Here is a 20127-nt window from a genome sequence, read left to right on the forward strand (position 1 = left end):
GTCTGTTTCAGTCCCCAGTCTCCACTCAACACTCCTCCTTCTCCCAGTCTGGACAACTTTCATCTTCATAACCGTGGGGATGCATGGCACAAACTAACAAGTTACCACCATAAACTTGACCGTGGTAGTGAGTACAACCGATGCAAGCTGGATTTTTTTCGGCTGTGGGTTCCACTGAATACGGAAAACCTGGATCTATATCTGCCACAACATCTTCCAAGTCCCAGTAAGCTTCCATCATCGGTTCAGCTAAATCTTGTAAATACTGATCGACTTCAGTGATAATGTTACTGTGTACTTGCTCAGTAATTTCTTCCGTTAACTCAAAAAAGGCGTCTACCATTTCACCCATTCCCAGGAAGAAACGCTCTACTTCATCTGCTACTGTTTCTACTATTTCTATTAAATCTTTTTGCCACTGTTCCATAAACTTGACGCCTTTACAGGCTATAAACAGGACGTTGGTGGTGTCTAATTTGATGTACTAAAGTACACATTAGGCAATGTATCATATCAATTTTATATATATAGCGCTATGTCAAACTGCCAGTTATTACTAAATTTAGAACTAAAACAATGCTTTTTACTAATCGCGTTGCAATCGTTTTAACTCATCTTGCAGTTCTAGCACTTGTTGGCGTAATTCATCTACGTTGTTGTCAGTTGATGCCTCTTTCACCGTTGGTTCTTCATCTTCCTCTAAAATTTCGATGCGGCGAGGTTCTGAAGGAGGTGTTTTTTCAGGGTTTTCACCAGATGCTTGCGGTTGTTGGGCTTGCTTCATCATATCTTCGACAAAGCGGCGCGCTTCTTCTGTGGACATTTCGCCCTTGGCCACCATTTCGTCTGCCAGTTTTTGGACTTGCGATCGCAGTTCGGCTAATTTTCCCCCTGCTTTTTCGCCAGCGTAAGAAGCTAGTCCTACACCAAGGTAAAAAGCTTTTTGAACAATATCTCCAAAACCAGGCATTTCTCCTGAACGCTCCTAAAAATAGGGCGACCCGGAGACTACGCCTACCACAAGCCTCCCGTGTTGCTGCTACCTTCCGGTTCTGACAAGGTTTGGGTGTTGCAGTCGCATAGATCCAGGTCTTATAAAAGCATAACATTAAAATTCAGTAAATGTGTCTTATTCCATAACAATCCGCCATTCATATAGTTGGTAGTTGACACAACCGTGTTGTACCAAGGGATCGCTAGCTACAATCGCTTCTGCCTCAGCCCTTGAGGCTGCCTCAAACAGCAACATTCCGCCTCGCGCTTCTGCCCAATAGCCTGTTCGGGCTTTGTGTCCTTTTGCAATCAGCTCTTGAACGTAGGCTTTATGGGCTGGTACATATTGGTCAAAGGTAGATTTATCGACTTGTCCTTGTTCAATCTTTACAAATATTGGCATAAGCTTCTGAACTCCAGTTGCAACAGACATCCTGCTTAAGTTATTACTATTTTTGGGTAGCAATTTAGTAGCACTAATACTAAAGGACGGGTAAGATGCCAGTGGTGTCAACTTAAGCTAGAAATAGCTTCATTGTTGGCTTTGTCACTCCCCTTGAACTAAAGTTCAAGGCTAATAGCTAAAGTCTACAGAAGTAGACTCAAGATTTTTGTGGATATCTTAGTCATCTTGAGATGACTTTTGCTATGAGCAAGGAACTTCAGTTCCTTGCAGGACATAGCTTTCACCTTAAGTTGACACCAATGGCAAGATGCCCATCCCACAATATCCGATAATTTATTTTCTGGTTTTATTTAATTACTAAGGAATAAAAATAATTAATCATAGATATATGAGCCGTTTTTTCATTGCGCTTCTACCACCGCAAGACATTCAGGACTACGCTAATCAGATTAGGCAGTATTTTGCTGATAATTATGCCAGTCGTGGGGCACAAAATTCTCCGCCTCATATTACCCTGCAACCGCCCTTTGAATGGGCAGATACTAACGTTTTATTGCTAGAGACATCTTTGAGGGAATTTGCTAGCAAACAAAAGTCAATACCAATTACACTCAGCGGTTTTGCTGCCTTTCCACCCCGCGTTATATATATAGATGTGGTGAGAAGTCAAGAACTTTTGACTTTGCAAGCTGATTTAATGGCTTATGTGGAAAGCAATTTGCAAATTGTTGACAAAGTTTCTAAAACCCGACCTTTTGCACCTCACATGACAGTTGCGTTTCGGGATTTAACAAAGCAAAATTTTAAAGCTGCTTGGCCAGAATTTGAAAAACGTCAGTTGTATTTTGAATTTACGGCTGACAAATTAACCCTATTGCTGCACGACGGCAAGCGATGGAATATTAAATCGGAGTTTAATTTTTATTCTGGTGGGTAATGAGTATTTTAACTCGGTTAAATTTGCGCGATCGTACTCAAGCTGCTATTTTCGCTAATTATTTTTTGTTGAAATAATCATAAAAAGGAGTCAGAATTCAGAATGGGCTACGCCCTGCTGCACTAACAGAAATCAGAATAATTTACCCATAAAATAATACCCAGTCTACAGAATTTATGCTGAATTCTGATTCCTGAGTTCTGAATTCTGATTTATATTTATTATTTTTCAAACTGCTGTTCTTGCTGCGGTTGCTGTTGGGGTTCAGTTGGTTGGAGTTTTTCAAATAAAGCTGGTGGTGTAGCTTGGCGAAATGCACCACAATAGTGCATAGTCATAACTGCTTTGAAAGCCCAATGATCTGACGGAACATCAGTAAAAGGATTTGGTAAATTTTGGGCTTGATTTTGAATACAAGCATTCACAACTTCATTTGATGTTGCTGGAGTTTTAGTTGCAGGTTCTTGAGATTTCACTGGAGTCACAAAGCTAGTAGTAGCTAGCACTATGACTGTAGCCAGAATTTTGCAATTCATAATTTAAGTTTAGATGACTCTTTACCCTATCTTAGTTCCCAGACTGCTGCCCAGGAACTAGAACTAGAATAATTTTGCCCTTATTAAGCGTTAGAAAACATTGTCAGCATTAGTAACACTACAACTAATGCAGTAATCCAAAGACCTAACGATCCCCAAACCACTGAATCTTGTTGTAATCTCTGCCATAAATTAGTGACTGAGTTATTCCGAAATGCCATTTTATAACCTCCAATTTTTATGATGTTTTTACTGAGTCAATTCAGAACTCAGAATGTATTACTAGCTCAAAACAAAACTTTACAAAAAGATATTTATTGATGCTTAACTTAATTCTCACATAGGTAACTGTTTACACTCCAGATAAACAGGATTTTGAGAGAATTCTTAACACTCCCTTAACCATGTATAAAAAACTGTATTTTTAAAATCTCAAGCACGGGAATATTGGCTATGTTTCTCTTTGACTACTGTTTATCTGGAGTTAGAAATATATTAAAAATAGACACCTATTAACAGTGAGGTTATTAAGTAATGGTGCAAGAAATCAGGCAAAACGAACCTCAATATCTCTGTATCATTCCAGTTGATAAAATTACAGGTAACCAAGACGAAGAAATCATGAGCTTTGGTGCATCTGCCGATGAGGCAAAAAATCAAGGCGAAGAATTATTAGCATCTACCTATGGTTGTAATCAATCGCAAGTTCGGGAATTGATGCAGCAAGCGCGAATTGAAACAATAGCTCAGTGGTGTGCCCCTAAGCACTAAAATGAGTTGTCATATTAACTCCGATTAATTACTCAAGCAGAATTCAGAATTTAGAAGTAAAAGACGCTGAAGCTGTAGTTTGAGACTTAGATTGTGTACTTTACAACTTTAAATACGCTGTATAAAAAATCGCCAGAATAGCCGTGTAAGTGCTAACGATAAATATTTAGCCGTACTTGAGTTTGAGGTCTTGGCAACAGCAGGTTTTAGCAACCACAATGGTGCAAATATTTAGCTAATCGGTATCAAGGAGCATCAATCTATGACCGACGCCAAGCATACTTCCCCGCGCCGCCGTCGCTCTTGGGCAGAGCCGTATAAAATCAAGGTGGTTGAGCCATTAAAAATGACTACTCGCGCTGAACGGGAACAAGCGATCGCCGCAGCGGGTTACAATACTTTTTTGTTACGTTCTGAAGATGTCTACATTGATTTGTTGACTGATAGTGGCACCGCAGCGATGAGCGATTATCAGTGGGCAGGGATGATGCTGGGTGATGAGGCTTACGCTGGCAGCAAGAATTTCTATAATTTAGAAGCAAACATCCAGAAATATTACGGCTACCGCTATATAGTGCCCACCCACCAAGGACGTGGTGCCGAAAATATCCTTTCTCAAATATTGATTAAACCAGGCGATTACATACCTGGCAATATGTATTTCACCACAACCAGGCTGCATCAAGAGTTGGCTGGCGGTACATTTGTCGATGTAATTATTGACGAAGCCCACGATGCCCAATCATTGCATCCATTTAAGGGTAATATAGACCTGCAAAAACTCACAGATCTCATTGAGCGAGTTGGGGCAGAACGCATTCCCTACATCAGCGTCGCCGGAACCGTGAACATGGCTGGTGGACAGCCGATATCAATGGCTAATTTGCGGGAGGTACATCAGTTAGCCCAAACCCACGGTATCCGCATAATTCTTGATGCTACCCGCGCCGTGGAAAATGCTTACTTTATCCAGCAGCGAGAAGAAGATTATAGAAATCAGGCGATCGCCACCATCTTACATGAATTTTGCTCCTATACCGACGGCTGCACCATGAGCGGTAAAAAGGATGCACTAGTAAACATAGGTGGTTGGCTGGCTCTCAATGACTATAACCTCTACGAAGAAGCGCGTAATTTAATAGTAATATATGAAGGGCTGCATACTTACGGTGGTATGGCTGGCCGAGATATGGAAGCTATGGCACGCGGTATCGAAGAGTCAGTTAAAGACGATCATATTCGTGCCCGTATCGGTCAAGTTGAATACCTGGGACAAAAGCTATTAGATTGGGGTATTCCAATTGTTGTGCCCATTGGTGGACATGCGATTTATTTGGATGCCAAACGCTTTTTACCGCAAATTCCTCAAGAGCAATTTCCAGCACAACGCCTAGCAGCCGAACTATATGTAGAAGCAGGTATTCGGGCAATGGAACGCGGTATCGTTTCCGCCGGGCGCAGTAAAGAAACAGGGGATAATTATTATCCAGACTTAGAACTAGTGCGGCTGACTATTCCCCGGCGAGTGTATACCCAAGCTCACATGGATTTGACTGCTGAAGCAGTTGAAGAAGTTTATTATAATCGCGATCGCCTACGCGGACTGAAGATGATTTACGAACCAAAATATCTGCGGTTCTTTCAAGCACGGTTCGAGTTGCTGTAGAGTTGGCAATGTTTGGTGGTACAAACGGACTTCCAATAAAAAAACATCCCATCGTAGGGTAACACAGCGATGTTACCCTACAAAAATTTGCGATGATTCATTTTTGTATTCCTTGAATGCTATAACCTGGTGAAATTTTCTTCACATATCGCCTTGTCTTTTCATGTCATTTTAAAATCAATTACTAAGTTAACAAATCAAACCAGCAGTACAATTCAACAACCGAACTCTAACCCAACTTCAATCTAAAACTTTGGGAACCTCGGCAAAACTTTATTTTAACTAACCATCCGATCATCACTCAAAAATGAAATCATTTAACCTTGCAATTAACGCCAGCCTGAGTGGATTATTAATCGCTTTCAACCCACACATTGCTAAATCTCAACAAATACTTAATTATGAATCTTCACAGAATCCAGACAACCCCTCTTCAAATGTCATTGCAAAACAAATACAGAATTTACGAAAATTGAGTTTTACAGTTCCCATCCGAACTCTACTTGAAGTTGCTCCTAACTTAGAAATTTTGCCTAAAGAATGGCAGAATCAACAACAAGCACAACGACCAGGAGCCGGGAATACAGTCATTGATAAAGTTGATAACATTGCTCAACAGATTACTGTGAGAATTGATTCTAAAAATCATGGTAATGGTTCAGGAGTGATTATTGCCAAACAGGGAAATACTTATTACGTAGCCACGGCACGTCATGTGGTGCAGAAGCCTGATAATTATGAAATTACTGCTCCTGATGGTAAGAGGTATCTACTACAACCAGAAGACATATTTCAGCCAGAAGGAATAGATGTAGCTTTGGTTAAATTTACTAGTAATGAAACTTATGCGATCGCTACAATTTCAACATATAATCTTTCCTTCATTTCTTCATCTTCTTATGAAGATACAGTCTGGCTTATTGTATCTGGATTTCCAGTATCAGATCGAGGTAAGCGAAGATCATCTCCTGGATTTCTTCACATAGCAGAAGCATTGCTTTTTCGTGCAGAAAGTAATTATCTGTCGCAGTCATTGGTAGAGGGAGGGTATAGGCTAGCATATTCTAATTTGTCCCTACCAGGAATGAGTGGTGGGCCAGTGTTAAACGTTAAAGGACAAGTCATTGGGATTAATGCCGGAGTTGAGACTCCTAGACTGAAACAAATTCAAATCGGTTTTACCTATGGAGTGCCTAGTAGTAGTATTCTCCGTTTAGCGACAAAAGCAGGACTAGGAAATCTATTAAAAGTGGATAATAACAAACCACCAAGCATTAGTAATTCAGAACTTGCTTTATTGACAGACCATCCATTAGTTACTATTAAAAGACCTTCAGCAGATGCTAATGAATATGACTGGCTGGAATATGCCAATCAATTGTGGCGTCTTAAAAGATATTCAGAAACTATTGCTGTTCTCCAAAAAATTGTCAGATATAAACCTGATTTTTCTGAAGTCTATTATGCCCTTGGATTAGTGTTAGGAGAGGGAGGTGGAGAACCTGAAAAATCTTTAATTGCTCTCGATCTAGCTATTAAACTCAGACCTGACTACTATGAAGCTTGGAAATTTAAAAGTATTGTATTAACAAATTTAAAAAGATATTCCTTAGCTGTAGCAGCAATTGACAAAGCTATTGAATATAATGATAGTGACTTAGGTCTTTATTACCAACGCGCTTCTATATTGTTTAAGTTACAACGTTATCCAGAGGCCTTAGCAACACTTGACAAAGCGATTGAAATTCAACCGCTATCTTTTCTCTATGGATTTCGCGGTGTGATTGGGTTTTATTTACAAGATTATAAGGGCATAGTCGCTGATATGAATCAGGCGATTAAACTTCAACCAGACTTTGCTGTTGCTTACGTTATGCGGAGTACTGGACGCTTTTTTTTGAATGATATTTACGGAGGTGTTGCAGATTTCCGCCTTGGTGTTCGCTTGTCTCTTAAAGACAATCAGGGAAAACTACCTGATTATATCAACCAAATAGTCAAAAAACCTAAAGATGCACCAGATTACGTTCTACGCGGTATAGTACGTTTTGAGTTAAAAGATTATCAAGGAGCATTAGCGGATTACAGTAAAGCAATTAAATTGCAAAATAATTCTCCAATAGCCTATGTAGAAAGAGGGAATATTTACGTTGAGTTAAAAGATTACCAAGCTGCGCTGGCTGATTATAATCAAGCGATAAAATTAAGCCCTAATAATGCCTCTACTTACCGTAGACGTGGTAATGTTTACGTTAGGTTAGAAGACTATCCAGCAGCATTAGCAGATTTTAATCAAGCGATTAAACTCAACCCTAATAGTGCCAGTACCTATTCTGCGCGGAGTGATGTTTACGTTCAGTTAAAAGATTATCCAGCAGCACTAGCAGATTTTAATCAAATCATTAAACTCAACCCTAATAATGCTAGTGCTTACTACTGGCGGGGTGTTGTGCGTTCTCAGATGAAAGATTATCAAGGTGCGCTAGCAGATTATAGTCAATTTATTCAATTTGAACCTAATAATGCTATTGGCTACTTTGTACGTGGAGTTGTTTATCACAAACAAGGGAATAACAACGCTGCACTCACAGAATATAATCAGGCACTCACAAAAGAACCACAATTTTGGGAAGTAATGACCAATATTGGCTATATCAAATACGAAAAAGGAGATATAGCAGGAGCAATTCAACAATGGCAACAAGCAGTACAAATTAATGGGCAAGCCGCAGAACCAAAATTATCACTAGCTGTGGCTTTATACGCCATAGGCGAACAACAAAAAGGTTTAGATATGGCGCAATCTGCCTTAAGTTTAGATAATAGTTGGAGTGATGTTGAGATTCTCAAACAAAATCTCTGGGGAAAAACCTTGATTGTAGAGGCGCAAAAACTTATGTCTCATCCTCAAATTCAAGCATTGCGAGTTAAGCAACCTTAACCACTGCGTGACAGACAAGATACCCGACTTCTCACAGAAGTCGGGTATGTGAACCCTAGTGTAATAACTGGTGATTAAATATTCACTTAGAAATATGAAAAAATGCTGACTGTGTAGTTAACCGTGAAATGGGAAAAGTTAGTCAAGCGATCGCATTTGAGCCAAACTTAAGTTAATGGTGTCCTCAAAAATCAAAACTTGAAGATGAATAGTTGTGTACTTCACTTTCCTTAAAATACGCTGTGACTATATCCTGACCATTTTTGGCGCTTGGTTCTCTTAAGAGAATGATGGTTCTAAACCCCTTGTCGATAGCATTTGAGATGTGCTTACTTTGCTAGATAAAGGTAATACAAAAGCCATCGCACTCGTCCTTGTTGGCTACTAGGTGCGTTGCATCGTGCTTTCGAGTGCTTATGCCTTCCTCTGTGTCCTTCGATCCCAGCAACTAGCCAAAAATAGCGATCGCTGTCAAGTTGATAAAGCAGATAAGCACAAATATCATGTTATATATGCAAAATTACAATAAAAATTACGCTAGTAAATCAGGATTTTTAAGTCAAACTTATGGAGCCAAGCCACCGACCACTGCACTACAACGCTGAGCAAGAGTTTGAAGAAGCCCTCGAACAATTGGAGGATATCTTACAAGAAAATCCTAGTGAGGATGAAGATACAGCAAAATTGCATACTGAGAGTGCTAATGAACTCGAACTCGCTAATGATTCGACAGATATTGATTTAGCGGCTTTTGAAGACGCTGTTGCCGATATTGAACAATATTTGGAGCAAAAAACGAAATAAAAGTTAGGAGTTAGGAGTTAGGAATTAGGAGTTAGGAGTTAAAATTCATAACTCATAACTCCTAACTATTGACTCATCTGCCGCTGAGCTTCGTACAACATTAAAGCAGCTGCGATCGCTACATTCAAAGACTCTACCCCAGGACTTAGAGGAATTCTTACTTGCTTGTCTGCCATTGCTGCTAAATCTGCTGACAAACCAGCACCTTCGTTTCCCAGTAATATCAAACTCGGTTTTCGCCAGTCCACTTGCCAATAAGTTAAGCTTGCATTCGGCAATGTTGCTATTACCTGCATTCCTGCTTGCTGACTTTGTTGGACTGTGGCTTTTAAATCTTCGGTTACTGCGGTTGCTAGGCGAAACCATTGCCCCGCTGAAGCACGTAGAACTTTGGGGTTGTCTAAATCTACGCTATCTCCACTTAGCCACAACCCCGACGCCCCAGCCGCTGCGGCAGTACGAATCATCGTACCCAGGTTACCGGGATCTTGTACTGTTTCTAAAGCTAGGACTAAACCAGTAAATGGTACTTGAGTTTGACCATCGCTGCGTTTTGCTGTTGCTACTACACCATCTGGTTGGACTGTTGTGGCGATCGCATCTAAAACTTCTTTACTCACAATTTCGGCGCGATCGCATCGCCTACAAGCTTCCTCCCACAATGACGGGTGGGTTGCTTGCCAATCTGGGGTACAACACACTGTCTCTAATGGATAATTCACCGCACAAGCTTCCTCTAACAGGTGCGTTCCTTCCAGCAAAAATAACTCCTGCTTGTGCCGTTCTTTGGTAGAGTGTAACTTGCGGATTTGCTTGACTAGAGGATTTTGTAAGCTGGTCAACATCGAAAACTTAGGAGTGATAACTAAAGTTAGGAGTTAGGAGCGATAAGTTAGGAGTTAAAACAAACTAAATAAACTCCTAACTCTCAACTCCTAACTCCTAACTTAAAATATGCGGAACCCGGGACTTGAACCCGGAAGCCTTGCGGCACTAGAACCTGAATCTAGCGCGTCTGCCAATTCCGCCAGTTCCGCTGGCAATTATCTTTATTCACAATTTCTCATTGTTACGTATTTTGTTACCTTTGTCAAGCGTAAAAAGGCAAAAGTTAAAAGGCAAAAGAAAGAATAATTGAATATTTCTTTTTACTTTTATCTTTTTATAGCAGTTGCCAATAAAACTCTGATACAAAGAGACTTTTAAGTCTATTGCCCATTGCCTATTGCCTATACTTCGACTTACCTCGACTTCTCTGCGAGACGCTACGCGAACGCTCGGCACAAGTCGCTCAGTACAAGTTGCCTGTTCCCTGCTATATTTTTAAGGCACTAACCCTGCACGCAAAGCACGCACAGCGGCTTGTGTACGGTCAGCAACACAGAGTTTATTGAGAATACCTCGAACATGAGTTTTAACAGTGCCAACTGTGAGATAGAGTCTTTTGGCGATTTCTGCATTGTCACAGCCAGCGACAATCAACTCTAAAACATCCATTTCCCGTTGAGTTAAAGGATAGGTGACGATAGTTTTTTCGATATCTGGGTCAATGCCTTCAATCAACACTCTTTTTGTGGCCGATCCTCTGCTGCCATCGGGGAAATCTTGACGTATTTGCTGGAGTACAAGGTCTGCGATCGTTGGATCGATCCATGAGCTACCTGCATGGGTTGTTCGCACAGCCTCGATTAGTCTCTCACTTTCGATATCCTTCATGCAATAGGAATCAGCGCCCGCTGCAAATGCAGCTAAGACTGCCTGCTCGCTATTCTGCATTGTTAAAATCAGCAGCTTTGTTGTATAATCTTCAGTCTCTCCTTGATATTGCCTAATTTTCCGTGTTAGCTCGATACCATCCATATCAGGCAAACCAATGTCAATAGTAGCAACATCAGGCTTGAGAGTTTTCACAAGCTCGATTCCGTCTGCGGCATTAGCGGCTTCACCGACAATGTTTACTTCTGGCTGAGTTTGTAAGGCAGCCCGCAAACCAATTCTTGTAAGGTTATGATCTTCAATCACGAGGATCTTGATTTCATCCATAGTTGCTTAAGTTTACTGTTATCTATCTAAAGTACACATTAAAATAATCCTGTTCTCAAATTCAGGATTTTATACAAAAAGCAATATGTTTGCTATTGTTACCATGAGTGCATCTACCATTAGACATTAAATAACCTTATATTGTAAGTTTTTCAAGAGGCAAGAGTTTCATCTGAATAATACAATTCAATCAAAAAACTAATTTTATACGTTATTGCCAAGATATATGTTTTATACGCTACAACTGATTATCAAAATTTGATAGCAACTAGGAATCGTTGAATGTTCAATCACTTCCCCTTGCTGTAGCACGGATGATGCAGATAAAATTAATCACTAAGCTACTTCACCGTCACACTCTACTCAGAGATTATGGATAATCAGTTAGGCAGACAATATGCTGATAAATAAGTTATATTTAGCACTATTATTACTGAGGTAAACAGAAAAAACACTATAATTCCTGAAAAAAGATGCCCCAAATTCAGGAAACTTGAAAGGAAAATGTGAAATTTTAATCATCTCAACGCTATTGGAGTAAGCTATTACTAGATTTGCGAGGGATAGCCAAGCACTTCTTTTTTTATTTAGCCATGTCTTTAACTAAAACTGTTAAAAAAGATAAAATTCTCGTTGTCGATGACATTTTTGACAATTTACTGATCTTAGAAGCAGTCCTACAAGATAAGGACTATGAACTTAGCTTGGTGGAAGATAGTAAAATTGCTCTAAATATGGTTGAGCAGTCACCGCCAGATTTAATTCTGCTAGATGTGATGATGCCAGGGATAGATGGGTATGAATTCACTCGACGTATCCGACAAAATCAAGCGTTGCCATTTATCCCAATTTTGTTGATTACAGCTCATTATGAATCCAGCGTTGTGCAAGGACTTGATGCTGGTGCAGATGACTTTATTCGTAAACCATTCGATCCAGATGAACTACATGCACGAGTGCGATCGCTCCTGCGCCTCAAGCATAGCATTGACGAACGAGACCAAATGGCTAATTTGCGGGCAGATTTTGTCTCGCGTTTTACCCACGATTTACGCATACCGCTAGTAGCCTCTAACCGGATTTTAAAATTATTGCTCGAAGGTAGGTTTTGCGACGTTTCGCCACAATTACAAGAAATAATTAATACCATGATTGGCAGTAACCAAGACTTGCTAGAAATGGTAAATACGTTGTTAGAAGTTTATCGCCATGAAGCAGGCTGTAAAACATTAAAAATTGCTCCTTGTAATATTCAGGAATTAGTTAGTGAAGTTGCCCAAGAATTAACTCCTTTAGCTGAAGAAAAAGGATTAGCTGTCAACATTGATAGAGGAGAAAGTATAAGTACAGTGATGGGCGATCGCGTAGAACTGCGGCGAGTTTTAACAAACATCATCGGTAACGCCATCAAATTTACAGACAAAGGTTCTGTAAATATTCACTGCGATGTTAATCTGCCAGAGGTAATTATTAGTATCCAAGATACAGGGCCAGGAATTTCTAAACAAGACCAAGCAATATTATTCGAGCGATTTCGCCAAGGTAAACACCAACGTTCTGGTAGTGGTTTAGGATTATATTTATCTCGCTGCATTATCGAAGCACATCAAGGCACAATTGATGTAATATCTGAGCCAGGGCAAGGTAGTACATTTACAATACGTTTACCTCTGGCTGACGAAAACTGATTTACTACCACAATTGGAATTTACCCCTAACGCAATCTTTCAACAAGCTGGGTTAATTCCCTAAAATTTCATTTCCTCTGATGTCGTAAGGCGCTAAAACACAATTACCTTACAGACATATATGCAAATTCTTGAACTGAGCAAACCTTTGATGCCGTAAGGCGTTGAGCACAGGATAAAAGTGGCGATCGCTTACCAATAAACTAACCAAACCTGAGATGCGATAAGGTGTCTACCCCTCTCAAAATATAGAGGTAAATTCATTGTCTGAGCAAAGTATTATCAAAAAAAATAGTGTTCATTGGCAAAACCGACGAACACTAAAAAACACTTAGACTTAGGAGGAGGTAGGCAATAATTTGATTATTTATCTACTTCTGGAACAATATCAGGACGCTCTTTATCTTCCCAACCTACAGGACGTTTTGAATTGTACCAAGCAATAGATCCTATACTTACAGCAGCAATAAAGCCGACTACAAATAATCCAGTCAGTACAGCAGAGTAACTAGAACTAGCTTCTGATGCAACAGATATGTCTGTTAAAAGATAAGTAAATAATAGATTAATCATGAGTTAGCACCTTTGGGCAAAAATTCAGGGATGGCTTAAAAAATTATTTTGGCAGTCGTATTATCAAAATCTGGTTTTGAGTTTTCGATTTTTTAGTTGGCTCAGTTGCAAGCCACTGCATTACAACTGAGTTCAACACAGATACAGAAAAACTAGAACTAAGCAGAAAATTTAGTAAATTATGATTTTACTTTAACTTTCTGCAAAGATAAACTTAAGTTTATTCTACAGCTTTCTTAACTTCATCTTTGACATTTTCAACTGTATGACGAACTTGTGATTCTGCTTGCTTAGCTTGACCTTGAGCTTTATCATCAGGGTTGCCGGTGATATCGCCAATTACTTCTTGAGCTTTACCTTCAATGTTTTTAGCAACAGCTTTTGCTCTATCTTCGAGACTCATAATTTACTCCTAAAATTCACTAACTATTTATTCGTTTTTGCTTCCCAAACTTGGGCTGCAATGTTTATAGAATAGTTTTTCTAAAAAAGAAATACTTCTATCTCTAGATGTTTTTATTCAAAATATTTTTATCCGTTCTGTAGACTTATTTAAAAGTTGAGTTCATCTGAAGAAAATTAAAGTAATACCCGAAAGATAGAAAAGAATGCTTCTATTACTCTATCTAAAGATGAAATTATAGGACTTTATCGCAGGGAACAGGCAATAGGCAATAGGCTTAAAAGTCTGTTGATGTCAAATTACGATCGCTTTATGTCTTCAACCATGCTTGAACTGCTATAAATTCTGGATTCGCTTTATGCTGTTAAAAGCCAATAACTAAGGTTCAATGTTGGGTTACCCTGTTTTCAGGCTGATTTTTCACTGTTATCAACAAAATTTGTCTTGTGCTTTTTGAGGAGCTTTGAATTATCTCTACTCCCTAGCGTAGTAATTACCGAAGCAGACCGCAGGGTTAGGTTTGGCGTTAACCTTTGCAAATGATGTAAAAAGTCATGTCTTAACCTGTTGTGTGTGCGTCTAGGTTTCTCAATCTAACCTGAGGAGCTAGTTTTTCACAAATGAGTAAGGACGCCTTTATTCACTAACAACTAGATACCCGACTTCTTAGATAAGTCGGGTATGTGAGCCTTGGGAACATCAAATAATGTCTGAAGATTTTTCATATTAGTTCTCCAGATAGAGCGGTAATTTATCAGAAAAAATTTAATATGAAATTGTCAAAAAAAACAACATTTTCACAAGGAGAAAGATTATGGGTAATATCATTGCTTGGTTGGTTTTGGGTTTAATTGCAGGTGCTTTAGCTAAATTCTTCTATCCGGGAACCCAAGGTGGTGGTATTCTTTCCACCATTGTGTTAGGGATTCTCGGAGCGGTAGTTGGTGGTTATTTAGGTCAAGTATTGTTAGGAAGTGGTTCAGCGGCAGCGGCATCTGTAGGAGCTTTATCATTTGGAAGCATTTTATTTGCTGTTCTTGGCGCAATGCTATTGATTTTCCTTTGGGGATTACTAACTCGTAGTGCTGCTTAATTGTCTGAAGTTAGTTAACAATTTTGGGAATCATTTTGAGTCAAAACAGATAAAATGACATTAGAAAAAGAGCGAAAATTTATCGTGATTTTCGCTAAATGTTCAGAAGCAGAATTGGCGCTTCAGGAACTACGGGCTGCAAACTTCCCAATGCACAAAGTTTCTGTAATTGCACGCAAGGCAGAAGAACAAAGTGATATTGCTGGTGTTAAGGCTCAAGAGAACACTAGCAATATATCTGAAGAATTCAGTGGTGGCGCTTTAGGTGGTGTTAGCTGTATAACTCAGTTGGCAATTCCTGGTATGGGCCAAGTCATGCTAGCGGGAGCAGAAGCAACAGCGATCGCTACCACGATCGCAGGTGGTGCGATCGGTGTACCCCCAGGTAATTTGGCTGGCGCGTTGCTACCTTTAGGAATTCCTCAAGAACAAGCACAGGTTTATAGCGATTTAGTTTTCCAAGGTTACTATTTGGCGATCGTAACCGGTATAGAAATTGAAATCCGTTTTGCTCAGAGGATTTTTAATCGTCATAGCATTCAATACAGGGGTATTTATCAGCCCTATTTATCACCTAAAAGTCGCTATAAACATGGAATTGGTGTTTTTTGTCAGCGTCAACATGTAGACACAGCACTTACAGAACTCCAAAAAGCTGGCTTTCCTATGAGTCAGGTTTCAGTAATTACTAAAGGTAACTATCATCCTTTAGAAGTTCCTGAAGATTTAGCCACATATTATGAACATCAACTGAATCTTGGCAACTTTATTGTATTTCTAAATGCTACTGATATCTATATGGCAGGTGCAAGAGCTATTTTAGAGAGTCACAAGATTCAAAATTTTCGGATTTATAACCAATCCGTAGTTAATCCAATTAAAAGCGATCGCCAGGTGATTAATAACCTCTAGCTAAATGTCAAATCTAATCTATTTAAATCCCCGACTTTTAAAGTAAGTCGGGGATTTAAACCTTGCAAAACAATAATGCCATGCTAAAATCCTAAGCCACAAGAGGATAGTCTTCGAGTAAGATAATATCTGTTTCAAATAGTAAAATAGTAGTTTCATAACCAATTCTGCCCATTTCTGGTTCTGCACCCATTTCCATTTCTACAAGATAAGCCCAATTTCCAGAGCTACGGCAACATTGTATTATAGTTCCTAATCCACCAATAAATTCAACCTTTTGTCCTTGACAAAATTTTGGTCTTGCTAGCTCAATAACTGCACTCATAAAAGCCACCTTTTTAGATTAAAATTAGATATTTAATTTATACTTGCAAATCGTCATTTCATTCTCCACCGCGAGATTTAATTAGAAAATTAAGTGGTTGCTTCTTTTGAAATAAGTTATACTATCTCCAGAGTTAATTTAACTGTTATGTAAAAAATGGGACAAGATGTTATTAACATAAGTATATAATTAGAAAAATTATTTAATATGTGTTATTTTTTCTCAAAATTCCGTACATTTTAATTTAATCAATCGAGAGATGCTTTCACTATTTAAATAGTCGAAAGATGAGCGAAATATTTATAACGATAAGAAAAAACTCTAATTATTATACTGTCAATTAAAAATGTTGAACCGTTTGAAGATTGGAACCAAAATTGGGGCAGGTTTTACCTTAAGCCTAGCAATTCTGACCTCAATTGGTTTAATCTCCTACCAAAGTACCAATGAGCTAATTGAAAGTTCGCGCCAAGAAAGCCACACCTATGAGGTATTACGTGAGATTGAAGACCTCAACTTGCAATTGACAAATGCTGAGACTGGGCAACGTGGTTACATTATTACTGGAGAACAGCGTTATTTAGAACCTTACAACACTGCCGCCCAATTACTTAATCAAAAAATCAAGGAACTTCAAAGCTTAACAGCAGATAACCCCAACCAACAAAATCGGCTTGAGATGTTAGAGCCACTGGTAATCCAGAGAATGGCTGTAATGAAAAATGTCATCGAACTACGGCAGACCCAGGGTTTAGAGGTTGCCCAGCAAGGCGTCAAGACAGACGAGGGTAAGCGGCTAATGGATCAGATCCAGAAACTGCTCCAAGCGATGAAAAATGAGGAAAATCTACTTCTCAAGCAGCGTTCTGAGCGGGCACAGGTAGCTGCACGGCAAACACTCGCCACTATTGTTTATAGTATTCCTCTATTTGGTGCGATCTTGGTTTTGATTGGAATTATCCTCACCAGGCACATTTCACTACCGCTTAAGCGAGTTTCTGATTTAGTTCAAAAAGTGGCAGATGGGGATTTATCGGTCAATTTACCAGATACCGATCGCCAAGACGAAATTGGCGTCCTGAAGCGAACCTTCAACCAGATGATTGTCAATCTGCGCTACACAACTCAAAAAAATGACGAGGAAAACTGGCTCAAGTCCAATTTGGCTGAATTTACTCAAATGCTCCAAGGGCAGCGAAATTTAGAAAGTGTGTCTCGCACGATCTTGTCAAATCTAGCACCCTTGGTTGGGGCGTCTGCTGGCGTTTTTTATCTCATGGACTCAATGAACGACGAGCCAGTGCTGAAGTTGTTGGGTGGTTATGCTTACAAAGAGCGTAAAAACTTGGCAAATCAGTTTCGCTTGGGCGAGGGATTAGTGGGACAATGCGCCCTAGAAAAACAAAGAATCCTCTTAACTGGAGTTCCCAGCGACTATATCCGCATAAGTTCTGGCTTGGGAGAAGCTCCACCGCTAAATATTCTTGTATTGCCTATAGTATTTGAAAATAAAGTCACCGCCGTAATTGAACTTGCTTCTTTTACAGCTTTTAAGGACTTACACCTGACATTTCTAGAGCAATTAAGTGACATTTTGGGTGTATTTTTAAATAACATCGCCTCACAATTGCAAACTCAGCAACTCCTTGCCCAATCTGTTGCTTTAACAGAACAACTGCAAAGCCAGCAAGAAGAACTACAAAAAAGCAATCAACTGCTAGAAGAACAAGCCCACGAATTGCAAGAATCACAATTCACGATCAAGCAGTCTAACGAAGAATTGCAGCAACTCAACGAAGAATTAGAAGAAAAAGCAGAACTTTTAGAAATCCAAAATCAGGAAGTTGCCCGCAAAAACCGGGAAATCGAGCAATCTAGGCAGTCATTAGAAGAAAAAGCCGAGCAGCTGGCACTATCTTCCAAATATAAATCAGAATTTTTGGCGAACATGTCCCACGAGTTACGGACACCGCTAAATAGCTTGTTAATTTTAGCAAGACTGCTATCAGATAATTCTCTGAACAACTTAACCGAGAAACAGGTAGAGTACAGCCGCACCATCTACTCTGCTGGAACTGATTTGCTGGAACTAATTAATGACATTTTAGATTTGGCAAAAATTGAGTCCGGTACAATGTCTTTAGATATTGAGCAAATTGCCTTTGTGGATTTGCGGACATCTATAGAGCAAACTTTCCGTCAAGTTGCCGAAAATCAAAAACTCAGTTTCGCCATTGAACTAGATAATAAATTACCCCCAGTAATTTCTACCGACTCCAAGCGTCTGCAACAAGTATTAAAAAATCTTTTAGCTAACGCCTTTAAATTTACCGAACAGGGAGGCGTGAAGTTACAAATTAGCATGGTAACTGAAACAGCCCCAGCCGAACAGCCAACGATCGCTTTTGCAGTCAGCGATACCGGCATTGGCATTCCACCCGAAAAGCAGAAAATTATTTTCGAGGCATTTCAGCAAGCAGACGGCACAACTAGCCGCAGGTATGGCGGCACTGGCTTGGGCTTATCCATCAGCCGCGAACTAGCTCAACTTTTAGGCGGAAGGATTGAACTAATCAGCCAACCAGATCTGGGAAGTACTTTTACTCTCTACTTACCGTTAACATTAAAGCCTGTATTACCACAAAAAAGCTTTGAAGTCAATGGGGAAAGGGCGAAAAATGTTCCAACTAAATTTACGCCCCCCATCTCAAAAGTGCTGACGGTTGAAAGCCGAAATACGTCTGGGGACATTTCTCCAGCACCAAAAATGGTTTCCAGCGTCAACGAAATCCCAGACGATCGGCTAACAATTGAATCAGGCGATCGCGTTTTGTTGATTATCGAAGATGACGATAAATTCGCCCGCATCTTACTAGACATGGCACGTCAGCAGGGCTTTAAAGGAATCGTTGCCTTACAAAGCAAACAAGGTCTAGCACTAGCGCAACAATTCGAGCCGAACGCCATTATGCTGGATATCCACATGCCAGAGATGGATGGTTGGACAGTGCTGGATCGTCTCAAGCATAACCCAAGCACCAGACACATCCCAGTGCATATACTTTCTGTGGATGAAAGACAGCAACGGGGATTAAAGCTAGGAGCAATTACCTACTTGCAAAAACCTGTTTCTCCAGAAGCCCTAAATGAAGTCTTGACCGAGATTAAAAGTTTTGTTGAACGTCAGGTAAAAAATCTTTTAATCGTAGAAGATGACCCCAGACAAGCCCAAAGTATTATCGAACTCATTGGTAATGGCGATGTCCACAGTACAGCAGTAGGTACGGGAAAAGAAGCACTCCAGATATTGCGATCGCAGCACTTTGATTGTATGGTACTGGACTTAGGTCTGCCCGACATGACCGGATTTGCACTGATTGAGCAAATCAAGCTAGAACCCAGGCTGATGAAACTGCCAATAATTATTTACACAGGCAAAGAACTCAGCCGCCAAGAAGAAACCCAACTACGAGGGCTAGCAGAGACAATTATCATTAAAAACGTGCGATCGCCAGAACGGTTATTAGACGAAACTGCCTTGTTTTTGCATCGCGTCCAGGCAAATCTGCCAGCACCAAAGCGGCAAATACTCGAACAGCTACACCAAACCGACCCAGTGCTGGCCAATCGGAAAATTTTGATTGTCGATGATGACCTCAGAAACATCTTTGCCATCACCAGCTTTTTAGAAAGTTATCACATGGAAGTACTGTTTGCCGAAAATGGCACAGATGGCATTGAGAAACTGCAAGCGAATCCCGACATCAACATAGTTTTGATGGACATCATGATGCCAGAAATGGACGGTTACGAAACCACCCAGGCCATCCGCCAGCAACCCCAATTTCGCTCGCTACCAATCATTGCTTTAACCGCCAAAGCCATGCCAGGCGATCGCGAAAAATGCATCGAAGCCGGAGCTTCCGACTATATCACCAAACCCGTGGATACCGAACAACTGCTTTCACTGCTCCGGGTTTGGCTGTATAGGTAAGGGGACTGGGGACTGGGGACTGGGGACTGGGGACTGGGGACT

At 40.1% G+C, this 20127-nt stretch carries 18 protein-coding genes, 1 tRNA gene, 1 other RNA gene and 1 pseudogene; 10 read left to right on the plus strand and 11 right to left on the minus strand.

Features of this window, described 5'->3' with window-relative positions; translation table 11 throughout:
* Window positions 1–25 precede the first annotated feature (25 nt).
* The 4 genes from H6H03_RS33050 to H6H03_RS33065 all read right to left on the minus strand — a co-directional run bounded on the left by H6H03_RS33050 (window position 26) and on the right by H6H03_RS33065 (window position 1396).
* Window positions 26–427: a hypothetical protein gene (locus H6H03_RS33050; RefSeq protein ID WP_190959258.1), complete on the minus strand. Its 402-nt coding sequence runs from the start codon at window positions 425–427 to the stop codon at window positions 26–28.
* Window positions 428–586: 159 nt separating this feature from the next.
* Window positions 587–970, minus strand: a complete 384-nt coding sequence (locus H6H03_RS33055; protein WP_190959259.1) for a phasin family protein — start codon at window positions 968–970, stop codon at window positions 587–589.
* A gap of 25 nt (window positions 971–995) precedes the next feature.
* Window positions 996–1092: signal recognition particle sRNA small type (gene ffs / locus H6H03_RS33060), an RNA gene on the minus strand.
* A 37-nt stretch (window positions 1093–1129) separates the two neighbouring features.
* On the minus strand, window positions 1130–1396 hold the full coding sequence (locus H6H03_RS33065) for a YciI family protein (protein WP_190959260.1): 267 nt from the start codon (window positions 1394–1396) through the stop codon (window positions 1130–1132).
* 391 nt (window positions 1397–1787) lie between these two features.
* Between H6H03_RS33065 and H6H03_RS33070 the strand changes: the two genes are divergently transcribed.
* Entirely contained in the window at window positions 1788–2336 is a 549-nt protein-coding gene (locus H6H03_RS33070) for a 2'-5' RNA ligase family protein (protein WP_190959261.1), read from the plus strand.
* Window positions 2333–2413, plus strand: a pseudogene (locus tag H6H03_RS40775) (DNA-binding response regulator); the annotation flags it as partial. The gene H6H03_RS33070 and the pseudogene H6H03_RS40775, both read left to right, overlap by 4 nt.
* A 144-nt stretch (window positions 2414–2557) precedes the next feature.
* Here H6H03_RS40775 and H6H03_RS33075 read toward each other — a convergent pair.
* On the minus strand, window positions 2558–2872 hold the full coding sequence (locus H6H03_RS33075; RefSeq protein ID WP_190959262.1) for an S-layer protein: 315 nt from the start codon (window positions 2870–2872) through the stop codon (window positions 2558–2560).
* Between the two features lie 534 nt (window positions 2873–3406).
* On the opposite strand from H6H03_RS33075, the gene H6H03_RS33080 reads away from it, so the two are divergent.
* The 4 genes from H6H03_RS33080 to H6H03_RS33095 all read left to right on the plus strand — a co-directional run bounded on the left by H6H03_RS33080 (window position 3407) and on the right by H6H03_RS33095 (window position 9054).
* Window positions 3407–3643: a hypothetical protein gene (locus H6H03_RS33080; RefSeq protein WP_190959263.1), complete on the plus strand. Its 237-nt coding sequence runs from the start codon at window positions 3407–3409 to the stop codon at window positions 3641–3643.
* Between the two features lie 262 nt (window positions 3644–3905).
* A complete protein-coding gene (locus H6H03_RS33085) occupies window positions 3906–5309 on the plus strand; it encodes a tyrosine phenol-lyase (protein WP_190959264.1) in 1404 nt (467 codons plus the stop codon).
* Window positions 5310–5616: 307 nt separating this feature from the next.
* Window positions 5617–8250 carry a serine protease gene (locus tag H6H03_RS33090; RefSeq protein WP_190959265.1) on the plus strand — a complete coding sequence of 878 codons (2634 nt, stop codon included), beginning with the start codon at window positions 5617–5619 and terminating at the stop codon, window positions 8248–8250.
* 567 nt (window positions 8251–8817) lie between these two features.
* The gene (locus H6H03_RS33095; protein WP_190959266.1) at window positions 8818–9054 is read left to right on the plus strand and encodes a hypothetical protein; all 237 of its coding nucleotides are present in this window, start codon (window positions 8818–8820) and stop codon (window positions 9052–9054) included.
* Between the two features lie 65 nt (window positions 9055–9119).
* Here H6H03_RS33095 and H6H03_RS33100 read toward each other — a convergent pair whose 3' ends face one another.
* The 3 genes from H6H03_RS33100 to H6H03_RS33110 form a co-directional block, all read right to left on the minus strand.
* A complete protein-coding gene (locus H6H03_RS33100; RefSeq protein ID WP_190959267.1) occupies window positions 9120–9899 on the minus strand; it encodes a TrmH family RNA methyltransferase in 780 nt (259 codons plus the stop codon).
* Window positions 9900–10009: 110 nt separating this feature from the next.
* Window positions 10010–10091: transfer RNA gene (locus H6H03_RS33105), tRNA-Leu, on the minus strand.
* A 286-nt stretch (window positions 10092–10377) separates the two neighbouring features.
* The gene (locus H6H03_RS33110; RefSeq protein ID WP_190959268.1) at window positions 10378–11097 is read right to left on the minus strand and encodes a response regulator; all 720 of its coding nucleotides are present in this window, start codon (window positions 11095–11097) and stop codon (window positions 10378–10380) included.
* Window positions 11098–11690: 593 nt separating this feature from the next.
* On the opposite strand from H6H03_RS33110, the gene H6H03_RS33115 reads away from it, so the two are divergent.
* Window positions 11691–12785 carry a hybrid sensor histidine kinase/response regulator gene (locus H6H03_RS33115; protein ID WP_190959269.1) on the plus strand — a complete coding sequence of 365 codons (1095 nt, stop codon included), beginning with the start codon at window positions 11691–11693 and terminating at the stop codon, window positions 12783–12785.
* Window positions 12786–13148: 363 nt separating this feature from the next.
* Here H6H03_RS33115 and psb35 read toward each other — a convergent pair whose 3' ends face one another.
* Window positions 13149–13358 (minus strand): photosystem II assembly protein Psb35, encoded by a 210-nt coding sequence (psb35, locus tag H6H03_RS33120; protein ID WP_190959270.1) that lies wholly within the window; start codon window positions 13356–13358, stop codon window positions 13149–13151.
* Between the two features lie 220 nt (window positions 13359–13578).
* Window positions 13579–13761 (minus strand): CsbD family protein, encoded by a 183-nt coding sequence (locus tag H6H03_RS33125; RefSeq protein ID WP_190959271.1) that lies wholly within the window; start codon window positions 13759–13761, stop codon window positions 13579–13581.
* Window positions 13762–14575: 814 nt separating this feature from the next.
* Here H6H03_RS33125 and H6H03_RS33130 point away from each other — a divergent pair.
* Both H6H03_RS33130 and H6H03_RS33135 read left to right on the plus strand, forming a co-directional pair.
* The gene (locus H6H03_RS33130) at window positions 14576–14854 is read left to right on the plus strand and encodes a GlsB/YeaQ/YmgE family stress response membrane protein (protein ID WP_190959272.1); all 279 of its coding nucleotides are present in this window, start codon (window positions 14576–14578) and stop codon (window positions 14852–14854) included.
* A gap of 54 nt (window positions 14855–14908) precedes the next feature.
* Entirely contained in the window at window positions 14909–15766 is an 858-nt protein-coding gene (locus H6H03_RS33135; RefSeq protein ID WP_190959273.1) for a hypothetical protein, read from the plus strand.
* A gap of 91 nt (window positions 15767–15857) precedes the next feature.
* Here the strand turns inward: H6H03_RS33135 and H6H03_RS33140 are convergent, their stop codons facing one another.
* Window positions 15858–16091 (minus strand): hypothetical protein, encoded by a 234-nt coding sequence (locus tag H6H03_RS33140; RefSeq protein WP_190959274.1) that lies wholly within the window; start codon window positions 16089–16091, stop codon window positions 15858–15860.
* 346 nt (window positions 16092–16437) lie between these two features.
* On the opposite strand from H6H03_RS33140, the gene H6H03_RS33145 reads away from it, so the two are divergent.
* Window positions 16438–20085 (plus strand): response regulator, encoded by a 3648-nt coding sequence (locus H6H03_RS33145; RefSeq protein WP_190959275.1) that lies wholly within the window; start codon window positions 16438–16440, stop codon window positions 20083–20085.
* Window positions 20086–20127 lie beyond the last annotated feature (42 nt).

The sequence above is a fragment of the Nostoc paludosum FACHB-159 genome (genome assembly GCF_014698835.1).
GTDB lineage: Bacteria > Cyanobacteriota > Cyanobacteriia > Cyanobacteriales > Nostocaceae > Nostoc > Nostoc paludosum.